Below are 11,424 nucleotides of genomic sequence, written 5' to 3' on the forward strand. Positions count from 1 at the left end.
CGATGGCGCCATGGCCCATTCTGCTGCAAACCACCATCCCTGCGGCAGCCCGGCCACCGCAACGCTGTGGATGGTGGCCAGCGCGCTCAGCTTCTCGCTGATGGGCGTGTGCGTGAAGCAGGTGGGTGGGCGGCTGCCGGTGGCGGAGGTGGTGCTGGCCCGCGCCTGGTGAGCGTGGCGATCAGCTGGTGGCTGCTGCGCCGGGCCGGGGTCGATCCCTGGGGGGAGCGGCGCCGACTGCTGATCTGGCGCGGCCTGGTGGGCAGCCTGGCCCTGCTGTGCGTCTATGCCGCCCTGGTGCGGCTGCCCCTGGCCGCCGCCACCGTGATCCAGTACCTCTATCCCACCCTCACGGCGCTGCTGGCCTGGCTGGTGCTGGGCGAGCCGCTCAGCCGGCGACTGCTCGCGGCCGTGGCGCTGGGCTGGAGCGGGGTGGTGCTGGTGGCCCAGCCTGGCCGTCTGCTGGGGGGCGGCGGCGGCGCCGGTTCGCTCGGCCTGCCGCCCCTGGCGGTGCTGACCGCCCTGGTCGGGGCGGTGCTCACGGCCGTGGCCTACGTGAGCGTGCGACAGCTGCGGCGCACGGAGCATCCCCTGGTGATCGTGTTCTACTTCCCGCTGGTGGCGGTGCCGCTCAGCCTGCCGCTGGTGCTGCTCGATCCGGTGCTGCCGACGCCGACGGAACTGCTCTGGCTCCTCGGTGTGGGCCTGTGCACCCAGCTCGGCCAGGTGTATCTCACCCGCGGGCTGATGGCCCTGCCGGCCGCGCGGGCCACGGCGATCAGCTACGTGCAGGTGGTGTTCGCGGCCCTGTGGGGCTGGCTGCTGTTCGGTGAGAGCATCGACGGCGGCACGATCGCCGGGGCCGGCCTGGTGCTGCTGGCCACACTGATCAGTCTCAGCTCCGCAGGGGCAGGGGGTCGATCAGCCACTGGGGAGGGTCGCCGGAAGCGGCACTGAGCGGTCGGGCCAGCCGCCAGCTCTGGCCCCGCTCGCCACGCTGCAGGTAGAGCTCGAAGGGACTGTCGACCCGGATCGGATCTCCAGGCAGACGCCAGTCGAACTGACCGACCAGGCGGAGCCCCTTGCCGTCGCCGATCGGCACCATCTGCTGCTCCGCCACCCGAACCCGGCTCACCTCCGGCGAACCACCCGGCTCGAGCTGCAGGGCCTGGGCGATCGATCCCTGGGTGAGCTCGATCTGGAGCGCCAGCGCGGCCAGCAGCGTGGCGCGGGGAGGCTGGCCGACGCCCGAGCAGGCGCCCAGCTGCAGCAGCAACACCAGGGAGAGGGGCAGGGCCAGGCCGCGACCGACACGAGCGAGAGCAGTGCCGAAGCGCTGGGCAAGGGTCCGCAGGGCGGGCAGCATGGGGGGCGTTTGGCTCCACCCATGATCGGCTGGCTGCAAGGGGAACTGGCCGATCCGTGGCAGCAGGACAAGCGCCAGGGCCTCCTGCTGATCTGCCAGGGGGTGGGTTACGAAGTGCAGGTGAGTCAGAGACAGTGGCAGCGGCTTCCAGGCACTGGCAGCCGGCTGAGCCTCTGGATCCATCACGCGATCCGCGACGACGGCTGGACGCTGTACGGCTTTGACGAACGGCGGGAGCGCGATCTGTTCCGCGAGCTGGTGGCGGTGAGCGGCGTGGGCCCCCAGATGGCCCTCGGCCTGCTCGGCGCCATGGGGGCCGCGGAGCTGGTGCAGGCCATCGTGCGGGCCGACCTGCGCAGCCTCGCTCAGGCTCCCGGCGTGGGCAAGCGCACGGCCGAACGGCTGGCGGTGGAGCTGCGCAGCCGACTGGAGCAGCGCTGGCTGGATCGGCCGCCGCCGCTGGCCGGCGTGGATGGATCGGGCGCCGAGGCCGGCGCGGGCCAGGCGCTTCCTCCGGAGAGCCTCGATGAGGTGCAGCTCACGCTCACGGCCCTGGGTTACGAGCCTCTGGAGATCCGCCGCGCCCTCGAATCTGCCGCCCCTGCGGGTCTCGGCAGCGCTGCCGATGCCGAGGTCTGGATCCGGGCCTGCCTGCAGTGGCTGGGTCAGCAGGCGGCCTGACAGCCGAGGATTAAAGTGTTGGTTTGCACCGGCTCGGCCCCGCTGGCCCTCCGCCCTTCCCTTCCCTCTCCATGCCGCTCACGACCAGCCAGAAGCAGGACCTGATCAACACCCACCAGACCCACGGCACCGACACCGGATCGGTGGAGGTTCAGGTGGCGATGCTGAGCGAGCGCATCAGCCAGCTCACCGGCCACCTGCAGAACAACAAGCACGATTTCTCGTCGCGTCAGGGCCTGCTGAAGATGATCGGCCGTCGCAAGCGGCTGCTCGGCTACCTGCGCGGCATCAGCCAGGAGCGCTACAGCGCCCTGATCGCCAAGCTCGGCATCCGCGGCTGAGCCCACCTCATGGCCGGCAAGGGAATCAGCCCGGGCAAGGGTCGCAGCAGCAAGCCGAACCGGCCCCAGCCCCAGGCCAGCCAGGCCATTCCCGACGCGGTGGCCAACCGGATGGCTCGCCGTATCGCGGTGGCCACCGGCGTGCCCACCCTGCTGGGCATGGGCGTGTTCATCGGCAGCTACCTGCTGGTAAGCCGTGAGATCCTCGATGTGCCGCCCGGCGCCACCCTGGCCGCTTCGGGCGCCTGCTTCCTGCTCGGGGTGATCGGTCTGAGCTACGGGGTGCTCTCGGCCAGCTGGGAAGAACAGCCGGGCAGCCTGTTCGGCACCGAGCAGCTGGGGGTCAACCTCGGCCGCCTCAGACAGTCGGTGCGCTCGATGCGGAGCGGTTCAGGCGGCCAGCAGCGGTGAACTGACCCGGGCGCTGAAGTCGGCTGACCTGAGGGTGGCGATCGCCGCTTCCGGGTTGTCGATGCAGAACTGACTGCCCAGGCGCACGAAGCGGGTCTGGTCATCCTGCTTCACGAGTGCCACCACGGGCACCCGGTTGCCGGCCTCATCCTGGGGGGGACGGTGGCGGTGCAGACATTCGCGCAGGCGATGCTGAATGGCGATGTCGGCAGCCTGCTCCGCCGGCAGCTCGATCATCAGCAACTGCAGGTCGTCGATCGAACGGCAATCGTCAACGATGAGCTGCACACGGTCGTCGCGCCGGTCGACGGAAGCCCACACCAGAAGGCGCGCATCCACGATCAGGTGATCGGCCAGGCGTGCATAGGCCTTCGGAAACACCACCGCTTCGCAGCTGCCGGTGAGATCCTCCAGCTGCAGCACCGCCATCCGATCACCCTTGCGGGTGGTAACGCTGCGCAGTTCGGGCACCATCACCACCGCACTCACCCGGGCCTTGTCGGCGAGCTCCTCGAGGTTGCCGAGCGCCAGTGGCGAGAGGAGCTTCAGCTTCGGCGACAGCTGCTTGAGCGGGTGATCCGACAGGTAGAAACCCACCAACTCCTTCTCCAGCCGGAGTCTCTCGGTGGGGGGATAGTCGCTCACCGGGGCGGCCTTCGGGGCGATGCTGATCGCAGGCTCGCCCGCTGCGGCAGCGCTGGCGCCGAGCAGATCGAGCAGGTTGCCCTGGCCGCTGAGCCGGTCGCGCGCGCGGGAGCTGGCCCAGTCGAGCACCAGATCCAGATCGGCCATCAGCTGAGCCCTGTTGGCCCGCGGTTCGAGGGCATCGAGGGCGCCGGAATGGATCAGCGCCTCAAGGGCACGGCGGTTGAGCTGCTGACCGGGGATCCGGTCGCAGAGATCGGCCAGCGAGGCGAAGGGTCCGTCGCTGCGGCGCGACTCGATCAGCAGACGGATCGCCCCCTCGCCCAGATTGCGGACGGCCGAGAGGCCGAACAGGATGCGGTCACCCACAGGCGTGAAGTCGATCCCGGAAGCATTGACATCTGGCGGCATCACCTCGATGCCCATGGCATTGCAGTTGGCGATGTAGCGCTGCACCTTGGCCGAGTCGCCGGCATTCACCGTGAGCAGGGCCGCCATGTAGGCCACCGGATAGTGGGCCTTGAGGTAGGCGGTCTGGTAGGTCACCGCGCCATAGGCGGTGGAATGGCTCTTGTTGAAGCAGTATTCGGCGAACAGCACCATCTGCTCGAACAGACCCTCGGCGATCCTCGGGTCAACGCCCCGCTCGGTGGCTCCCTTCACGAAGACGCTCTGGTGCTTCTCCATCTCGCTCTTTTTCTTCTTGCCCATCGCGCGCCGCAGCAGATCGGCCTCACCGAGGGAGTAGCCGGCCAGATCCTGGGCGATGCGCATGATCTGCTCCTGATACACCATGATCCCGTAGGTTTCACGCAGGATCGGCTGCAGCTTTTCGTGGGCGAAATCGATCGGCTCGCGGCCGTGCTTGCGGTTGATGAACTTGGGGATCAGCCCCGCATCGAGCGGACCGGGGCGATAGAGGGCAAGGATTGAGGAGATGTCCTCCAGCGACGACGGCTTGAGATCGCGCACGATCTGACGCATGCCGCTCGACTCCAGCTGAAAGATGCCCTCCAGATCGCCACGGGCGAGCAGGCCGTAGGTGGCTGGATCATCGGCAGGCAGGCGATCCGGATCGACGGTCTCGCCCGAGCTCTGAGCCACCAGGTCGACGGTCTTGTCGATCATGGTGAGGTTCTTGAGACCGAGGAAATCCATCTTCAGGAGCCCCATCGACTCCACGTCTTCCATGAAGTATTGGGTGATCACCTGGCCGTCGTTGTTGCGCTGCAAGGGCACCACCTCATCGAGTGGATCAGCGGCGATCACAACACCGGCGGCATGCACGCCGAACGTCTTGTTGGTGCCCTCAATCCGCATCGCCAGGTCCACCCAGTGCCTGACCTGGGGGTCCTGCTCATACTTCTGGCGGAACTCCGGCGCCGGTGAGTCCGTACCGATCATCTCCTTGAGCTTGGCTGGCTTGCCGCGCACCACCGGGATCAGCTTGGCGAGCCGGTCGGCATCGCCATAGGGAATGTCAAGCACCCGCGCCACGTCCTTGAGCACGGCTTTCGAGGTCATGCGGTTGAAGGTGATGATCTGGGCGACCTTGTCCTCGCCATAGCGACGGGTCACGTAGTCGATCACCTCGCCGCGGCGCTCAATGCAGAAGTCGGTGTCGATGTCCGGCATCGACTTGCGTTCCGGGTTGAGGAAGCGTTCGAACAGCAACCCGTTCGTGACCGGATCGATGTTGGTGATCCCAAGGGCATANGCCACCAGGGAACCCGCCGCGGAGCCTCGACCCGGCCCCACCGGAATGCCGCTCTCGCGGGCGAAGCGGATGTAGTCCCACACCACCAGGAAATAGGTGGGAAAGCCCATCTGTTCCATCACCTGCAGCTCGAAGCTGAGCCGCTCGCCATAGGTGGCATCACAAGCCTCGTCATCGGCCAGCCCCAGGCGAGACCGCAGCCCCTGCTCGCTCACCTCCCGCAGGTAACTCACCGGCGTTTGGCCCTCGGGGATCGGGAAGCGTGGCATCTGGTAGCGGCCGAGGATGTCGTAGTCGTCGACCTTCTCGGCCACCCGGACGGTGTTGGCCACAGCCGCTGGATCACCGCATCAGGCAGGTGATCGCGGAACAGCTGCAGCATCTCCGCTTCGCTCTTGATGTACTCGGTGCCGGTGTAGCGAAGCCTCTTCTCATCAGTGATCAGCTTGCCGGTGAGCACGCAGAGCAGGGCGTCATGGGCCTCCACATCGCCCACGCTCAGATAGTGGGCATCGTTGGTGGCGATCAGCTCGATGCCGAGCTCCTCGCCGATGCGGGCGATCTCGGTGTTGACGATGCGGTCTTCGATGCCGCCGTGGTCCTGGATCTCGAGGTAGAAGTCGTCGCCGAAAACGCTCTGGTACCAGCGGGCCACTTCGCGGGCGACCTCCGGGCGGCCACGCAGGATCGCCTGGGGGATCTCGCCTCCCAGGCAGGCGGTGGCCACGATCAGGCCTTCGCTGTGCGCCTTCAGGGTGGCCTTGTCGATGCAGGCCCGGGCGAAGATGCCACGACCGCGCATGCCGCGCAGGTGGCTGATGCTGGTGAGCTTGACCAGGTTGCGGTAGCCCACCGCGTTCCTGGCCAGCACCACCAGGTGGTAGCGGCGCTCCTTCTTCGGCGGATTGGGGTCATCAAGCGAGCCGTTGATGACGTACATCTCATTGCCGATGATCGGCTTGATGCCGGCCTTCGTGCAGAGCTTGAGGAGTTCGATGGCGCCGTACATGACGCCGTGGTCGGTGAGGGCCAGGGCCGGCATGCCCAGCTCCACGGCGCGCTCCACCATCGCCGGCAGCTGGCTGGCGCCGTCGAGGAGGCTGTAGTCGCTGTGGTTGTGGAGCGGGACGAAAGCCACAGGTAGCGGCAGAGACGAGACCAGCCTAGGGGCTACCGCCAGATCTGGTGTCAGGCCACCAGCGGTGCCGCCGGCCTCCGCTCCATCACCCGGGCCGCCTGCTCATAGTGGTGGGCCACCTGCAGCAGCCGCTCCTCCTGCAGCACTCCGCTGATCAGCTGAACGCCGATCGGCAACCCGCTGCGATCGAAGCCGCAGGGCACGCTGATCGCCGGCAGGCCGGCCATGTTGGCCGGAATCGTGAGCAGGTCGGCCAGGTACATCGCCAGGGGATCGTCGGCATGGGCGCCGAAGCGAAACGCCGTGGTGGGGGAGGTGGGGGTGAGCAACACATCCACGCTGGCGAAGGCGCGCTCGAAGTCGCGGCGGATCAGGGTGCGGACCTGCTGGGCCTTCTTGTAGTAGGCGTCCACATACCCGGCCGAGAGGGCGTAGGTGCCGATCAGGATGCGGCGCTGCACCTCGTCGCCGAAGCCTTCGGCACGGCTGCGAGCGGTCATCTCCGCCAGGCTGGCGGCTGCCGGATCGTCGCAGGTGGCTCGATAGCCATACTTCACGCCGTCATAGCGGGCCAGGTTGGCCGAGGCCTCCGACGGTGCGATCACGTAGTACGTGGCGATGCCGTCGTTGAAGCGGGGGCAGCTCAGCTCGACGAGCTCGCAACCGAGAGCCTGCAGCTGGTCGGCGGCGGCCAGGGCGGAGGCCCGGACCTCCGAGTCGAGACCTTCGGCCTCGAAGCACTCCTTCACCAGCCCCACCCGCAGGCCGGCCACCGGCTGCTGCAGGGCGGCTCGGTAGTCGGGAACCCGGGCCGTGAGGCAGGTGGCATCGCGGCGGTCGGCTCCGGCGATCACCTGGAGGATCTCGGCCGCATCGGCCACCGAGCTGCTGAACGGGCCCACCTGATCGAGTGAGCTGGCGAAGGCCACCAGGCCCCAGCGGCTGACCCGTCCATAGGTGGGCTTGAGACCCACCACGCCGCAGAAGCTGGCTGGCTGGCGGATCGATCCGCCGGTGTCGGATCCGAGCGAGGCGATGCACTCGCCGGCGGCCACGGCGGCGGCGCTGCCGCCGGAGCTCCCCCCCGGCACGCGCTCGGGATCCCAGGGATTGCGGCTGGGGCCGAAGGCCGATGTCTCGGTGGAGCTGCCCATGGCGAACTCGTCGAGATTGGTCTTGCCCAGCAGCACGGCACCGGCATTCCAGAGGCGCTCGGTGACCGTGGATTCGTAGGGGGGCACGAAGGTCTCCAGCATGCGGCTGGAGCAGGTGGTGCGGATCCCCCGGGTGCAGAGGTTGTCCTTGATCGACAGCGGGATGCCGGCCAGGGGGGGGAGGTCCTCGCCGGCGGCCCGGGCGGCGTCGATGCGGTCGGCATCGACGCGGGCGCGCTCGGCGGTGACTTCCAGGAAGGCGTGCAGCGAGGGTTCGACCGCAGCGATGCGGGCCAGATGCTGGTCGGTGAGCTCACGGGCCGACACCTCGCCGCGCCTCAGTTGCTCACGCCATTCGGCGATCCCCATCCACCTGGTTGCCAGCTGGTCTGGACGCTATCAGCCGGTTCAGCCGGGTTCGGTGAGGGGTTCGCCGCGGCGGGTGCGCAGCACCTGATGCTCGAGCGCGCCGGGGGACTCGCTCTGGAGATCGGCCAGGAAAGCGGGCAGCTCGGCCTCGAGGCTGCCACGACGGGTGAACGGACCGAACCAGTAGACGCAGTCCGGCGATCGCGTCTCGACCCGGGCCCACCAGGCCAGACCCAGCCCGTTGGCAGCACTGCGGGCCAGCCACGACAGCGGATTCATCGGAGAGGGACCTGGAGTCAGCCCATTGTGCCCGCTTCGGGGCCTGGATCAGGCTCCCCGTCGGCGAAGTGTGCGGAAGCGAGGTCGTCGGCAGCGGCGGCGCCGGAGGGACCGCCGGCGGCGGTCGCCAGCCGCGGGCGCTGCAGGCGCGGAGCGGGCTGACCACCGCGCAGGTCCTTCATCCAGCCCCGGCGGGCCACTTCGTAGAGCACCATCGCCGTGGCCACCGAGGCGTTCAGGCTTGGCGTGGCGCCGCGCAGGGGGATGCGCACGAGGGTGTCGCAGTGGCGCCGGGTGAGCATCGAGAGGCCGTCACCCTCCGAACCGGTGACGATCACCAGGGGGCCCTCGAGATCGGCCTCGGGCAGGTTGACACTGCCTTCGGCCGCGAGGCCCACCACCCGGTATCCCTCCTGCCGCAGGCTGTCGAGCGCGCGGTTGAGGTTGACCACCCGGGCCACGGGCAGATGTTCGAGGGCACCGGCAGCGACCTTCGCCACCGATCCCGTGAGACCGGCACTGCGGCGCTGCGGCAGCACCAGGCCATGGGCCCCGAGGGCCTCGGCGCTGCGGGCGATGGCGCCGAGGTTGTGGGGATCGGTGATGCCGTCGAGGGCCATCAGCAGCGGTGGTTCGCCGAGCTCCCGGCAGCCCTCGATCAGGCTGGCGAGATCGAGGGTGTCGGCGGCGGCCGGCTGCAGCACGATGCCCTGGTGAACGGCTCCCGCCGTGATCTGCCCCAGCCGGGCCCAGGTGACCTCCTCCACCAGCACGCCGGCGGCCTTGGCCTCCCGCAGAGCCTGCAGGAACGGGGGCCTGAAGCGCAGCTCGGTGGTGCACCAGATGCGATGGATGGGCCGGCCGCTCTCCAGAGCGGCGGCCGCGGCATGGCGGCCCCAGATCAGATCGGTGGGCTGATCCTCGCCGTGGCGCTCGGCGAAATCGCGCTCGCCCTCAGCCAATGGCGCCGGCCGATCGCGATCGATCGGCGCCGCATCGATGGAGCGGGGTCGCGGCCGCACGAAGCGCGGCATCGGCGAGCGCCGCTCCGGGGTGCGAGCGCGGCCCCTTTCGCCGCGCGGCCGCTCACCCCAGTCGCGGCGGGAGTCGCCGGTGCGGCGGGGCGAATCGGACCTGGCACCGCCACGGGCAGCGCCCCGGCCGCCGCCGAGGGAACGCTCCTCCTCGGACCGTCGCGGCCTCACCCGGTACGGCCCGGCGGCACGGGCGCGGCGGTCCTGCTCGGCCGGCCTCTCGCCGTCGCCGCCGAAGCGACGGCCGCGCCCCCCAGTGCCCGTCCGCTTCTCCGGACGGCGTTCGAATCGAGGGCTCATGGCGGGACCGCGGACGGATCGTGTTGCTCCAAGTGATCTAGCAGTTCGACCAGCCGGGGGGGATCGTGCAGAAAGAGCCAGCCGAGCAGGGCCTCGAAGCCGGTGGCCAGGCCGTAGAGGGCGGGATCGCCGTGGCGCGGCCCCCGTCCGGCCCGGTTGCGGCCACGCCGCACCAGGGCGAGTTCGGCAGCCTGAAGCCGCGGCTCGAGGTGCTGCAGAGCCCGGGCCTGAGCCTCGGCGCGAACGCTGCCGACCACCTGACGGTGCAGATCCTGGGAGCGGGCCGGGGCCCGGCAGTGGCGGCGGCGCTGATGCAGCTCCCACACCGCATCACCCAGCCAGGCGAGCTGCAAGGGCCCCAGCTCGGCGGCGGGGGGATCGGCCCGCAGGGCCGCCAGCCAGGCGGTGCTGCGGCCCTGCTCAGGCCGCGATGCTGCCAAGGGCCGTCTGCAGGTCGGGCTGCAGGTGCAGAAACTCCTCCAGGCGCACCAGCTTCACGGTCTGCACGACGCGGGCATTGCCCACCACCACGAACCGCTGGTTGTCGGCGTTGCAGAGCTTGGCCAGTTGCACCAGGGCGCCCAGACCGGAGGAATCGAGAAAGTCGATGTGGGTGAGGTCGACGACCAGCGGCAGCGCCGGGGAGCGATGGCTGGCGACGAACTCTCCGAACTGCTTGTCGGAATAGGCGTCGAGCTGGCCCGTGAAATGGAACAACTGACAGTTGGGCTGCTGCTCGAAGCCCCCCCGCAGGGATACCGTCAGGCGCTGCAGTTCGGTAATGGCTCCCGCTCCCGGATCACCTCAGGCGGGCAGTGTAGGGAGCAGAGCAGGATCTGGATCACTCGCAACAGAAGTGGCACAGGCGGGGGCTCNGCAGCTCAGGCCAGACGCCGCTCGGCCATCAGCGCCACGAAGCGGGCGAAATGGTGATCGGCATCGTNGGGGCCGGGGCTGGCCTCGGGGTGGTACTGCACGCCGAACACGGGTTGGTGCCGCATCGCCAGGGCCGCCACCGTGCGGTCGTTGAGGTTCAGATGGGTCACCTCCACCCGGTCGGCGGGGAGGGAATCGGCAGCGATGGCGAAGNCATGGTTCTGGCTGGTGATCTCCACCTCCCCGGGACTGCCGCAGGGGTGGTTGAGACCGCGATGTCCGTAGCCGAGCTTGAAGCTGCGCCCTCCGAGTGCCAGACCGAGAATCTGGTGGCCCAGACAGATGCCGAACACCGGCAGATCGGGTTGCTGCAGCAGGTCCTCCGCCAGGGCGATGCCGGTGGTCACCGCCGCAGGGTCGCCGGGGCCGTTGGAGAGGAACACCCCCTCCGGCCTGTGGCTGAGCACCTGCTCGAGGCTGGCATCGGCGGGCAGCACCGTGACCTCACAGCCGTGGGCGACAAGGCGCTCGAGGATGGCGCGCTTGATGCCGAAATCGATCGCCACCACCCGGTAGGGCCGGTCCGGGCGGGCCTGCAGGCGGGCATCGAAGGCTTCCCCGCAGGCTGCCGCCAGGTGTAGGGCTCCGTCGTGGTCACCGTGGAAGCCAGGTTGAGCCCCTCCATCGAGGGAGCGGCGCGCACCTGCTCGAGCACCTGGGCGGGGTCGGAGCCATCGCTGCTGATGGCGCCGTTGATGGCACCGCCCTCCCGCAGGTGGCGCACCAGCGAGCGGGTGTCGATGCCGCGGATGCCCACCACGTGGTGCTGCCGCAGCCAGGTCTCCAGGTCCGCCTCCGCACGCCAGCTGCTGGCACGGGGTGAGAGCTGCCGGGCGATCACACCGCGCACATGGGGCCGCTCCGCTTCCTGGTCGTGATGGTTCACGCCGGTGTTGCCCAGCTCCGGGTAGGTGAAGGTGACCAGCTGCCCGGCGTAGCTGGGGTCGGTCATCACTTCCTGGTAGCCGGTCATGCCGGTGTTGAACACAACCTCACCCACACGGTGCCGGTCGCCCGAAGGAGAGACCGCGCAGCACGGTGCCGTCGGCCAGC

The 11,424-nt window shown here is 69.2% G+C and carries 11 protein-coding genes and 2 pseudogenes; 5 read left to right on the top strand and 8 right to left on the bottom strand.

Features of this window, described 5'->3' with window-relative positions; all coding sequences use genetic code 11:
- The first annotated feature begins 10 nt into the window (after nucleotides 1–10).
- Both SYNGFB01_RS16225 and SYNGFB01_RS04295 read left to right on the top strand, forming a co-directional pair.
- Nucleotides 11–172, top strand: a complete 162-nt coding sequence (locus tag SYNGFB01_RS16225; RefSeq protein ID WP_369795480.1) for a hypothetical protein — start codon at nucleotides 11–13, stop codon at nucleotides 170–172.
- Nucleotides 169–957, top strand: a complete 789-nt coding sequence (locus tag SYNGFB01_RS04295) for a DMT family transporter (RefSeq protein WP_369795481.1) — start codon at nucleotides 169–171, stop codon at nucleotides 955–957. The genes SYNGFB01_RS16225 and SYNGFB01_RS04295 overlap by 4 nt, the downstream gene beginning before the upstream one ends.
- On the opposite strand, the gene SYNGFB01_RS04300 is transcribed toward SYNGFB01_RS04295, so the two are convergent.
- Nucleotides 896–1,366 carry a hypothetical protein gene (locus tag SYNGFB01_RS04300; protein ID WP_048017078.1) on the bottom strand — a complete coding sequence of 157 codons (471 nt, stop codon included), beginning with the start codon at nucleotides 1,364–1,366 and terminating at the stop codon, nucleotides 896–898. The two genes, SYNGFB01_RS04295 and SYNGFB01_RS04300, sit on opposite strands and share 62 nt — an antisense overlap.
- 21 nt (nucleotides 1,367–1,387) lie before the next feature.
- Between SYNGFB01_RS04300 and ruvA the strand changes: the two genes are divergently transcribed.
- The 3 genes from ruvA (at nucleotide 1,388) to SYNGFB01_RS04315 (ending at nucleotide 2,799) form a co-directional block, all read left to right on the top strand.
- Nucleotides 1,388–2,047, top strand: coding sequence for a Holliday junction branch migration protein RuvA (ruvA, locus tag SYNGFB01_RS04305; protein WP_048017079.1), 660 nt, complete (start codon nucleotides 1,388–1,390; stop codon nucleotides 2,045–2,047).
- A gap of 71 nt (nucleotides 2,048–2,118) precedes the next feature.
- Nucleotides 2,119–2,388, top strand: a complete 270-nt coding sequence (gene rpsO / locus SYNGFB01_RS04310; protein ID WP_048017080.1) for a 30S ribosomal protein S15 — start codon at nucleotides 2,119–2,121, stop codon at nucleotides 2,386–2,388.
- A gap of 9 nt (nucleotides 2,389–2,397) precedes the next feature.
- Nucleotides 2,398–2,799, top strand: a complete 402-nt coding sequence (locus SYNGFB01_RS04315; protein WP_082325865.1) for a PAM68 family protein — start codon at nucleotides 2,398–2,400, stop codon at nucleotides 2,797–2,799.
- Here SYNGFB01_RS04315 and SYNGFB01_RS04320 read toward each other — a convergent pair.
- From SYNGFB01_RS04320 to carA, 7 genes and pseudogenes are all read right to left on the bottom strand, one after another.
- Nucleotides 2,779–6,299, bottom strand: a pseudogene (locus SYNGFB01_RS04320) (DNA polymerase III subunit alpha). The gene SYNGFB01_RS04315 and the pseudogene SYNGFB01_RS04320 overlap by 21 nt on opposite strands.
- A gap of 50 nt (nucleotides 6,300–6,349) precedes the next feature.
- A complete protein-coding gene (gene gatA / locus SYNGFB01_RS04325) occupies nucleotides 6,350–7,822 on the bottom strand; it encodes an Asp-tRNA(Asn)/Glu-tRNA(Gln) amidotransferase subunit GatA (protein WP_048017081.1) in 1,473 nt (490 codons plus the stop codon).
- Between the two features lie 39 nt (nucleotides 7,823–7,861).
- Nucleotides 7,862–8,101, bottom strand: coding sequence for a DUF1816 domain-containing protein (locus SYNGFB01_RS04330; protein WP_048017082.1), 240 nt, complete (start codon nucleotides 8,099–8,101; stop codon nucleotides 7,862–7,864).
- A 17-nt stretch (nucleotides 8,102–8,118) separates the two neighbouring features.
- Nucleotides 8,119–9,435, bottom strand: coding sequence for a 23S rRNA (guanosine(2251)-2'-O)-methyltransferase RlmB (rlmB, locus tag SYNGFB01_RS13025; RefSeq protein WP_072061556.1), 1,317 nt, complete (start codon nucleotides 9,433–9,435; stop codon nucleotides 8,119–8,121).
- Entirely contained in the window at nucleotides 9,432–9,833 is a 402-nt protein-coding gene (locus tag SYNGFB01_RS04340; protein WP_048017087.1) for a ribonuclease III domain-containing protein, read from the bottom strand. The genes rlmB and SYNGFB01_RS04340 overlap by 4 nt, the downstream gene beginning before the upstream one ends.
- Before the next feature lie 22 nt (nucleotides 9,834–9,855).
- Nucleotides 9,856–10,200: an STAS domain-containing protein gene (locus SYNGFB01_RS04345; protein WP_048017083.1), complete on the bottom strand. Its 345-nt coding sequence runs from the start codon at nucleotides 10,198–10,200 to the stop codon at nucleotides 9,856–9,858.
- 116 nt (nucleotides 10,201–10,316) lie between these two features.
- A pseudogene (gene carA, locus SYNGFB01_RS04350) lies at nucleotides 10,317–11,423 on the bottom strand (glutamine-hydrolyzing carbamoyl-phosphate synthase small subunit).
- Nucleotide 11,424: the final 1 nt, after the last annotated feature.

The organism is Synechococcus sp. GFB01 (assembly GCF_001039265.1).
Classification (GTDB): Bacteria; Cyanobacteriota; Cyanobacteriia; order PCC-6307; family Cyanobiaceae; genus NIES-981.

Coding starts and splice junctions, on each gene's coding strand:
- rpsO (WP_048017080.1), top strand. CDS start 2,119: ATGCCGCTCACGACCAGCCAGAAGCAGGACCTGATCAACACCCACCAG.
- rlmB (WP_072061556.1), bottom strand. CDS start 9,435: ATGAGCCCTCGATTCGAACGCCGTCCGGAGAAGCGGACGGGCACTGGG.
- SYNGFB01_RS04315 (WP_082325865.1), top strand. CDS start 2,398: ATGGCCGGCAAGGGAATCAGCCCGGGCAAGGGTCGCAGCAGCAAGCCG.
- SYNGFB01_RS16225 (WP_369795480.1), top strand. CDS start 11: ATGGCCCATTCTGCTGCAAACCACCATCCCTGCGGCAGCCCGGCCACC.
- SYNGFB01_RS04300 (WP_048017078.1), bottom strand. CDS start 1,366: ATGCTGCCCGCCCTGCGGACCCTTGCCCAGCGCTTCGGCACTGCTCTC.
- SYNGFB01_RS04330 (WP_048017082.1), bottom strand. CDS start 8,101: ATGAATCCGCTGTCGTGGCTGGCCCGCAGTGCTGCCAACGGGCTGGGT.
- gatA (WP_048017081.1), bottom strand. CDS start 7,822: ATGGGGATCGCCGAATGGCGTGAGCAACTGAGGCGCGGCGAGGTGTCG.
- ruvA (WP_048017079.1), top strand. CDS start 1,388: ATGATCGGCTGGCTGCAAGGGGAACTGGCCGATCCGTGGCAGCAGGAC.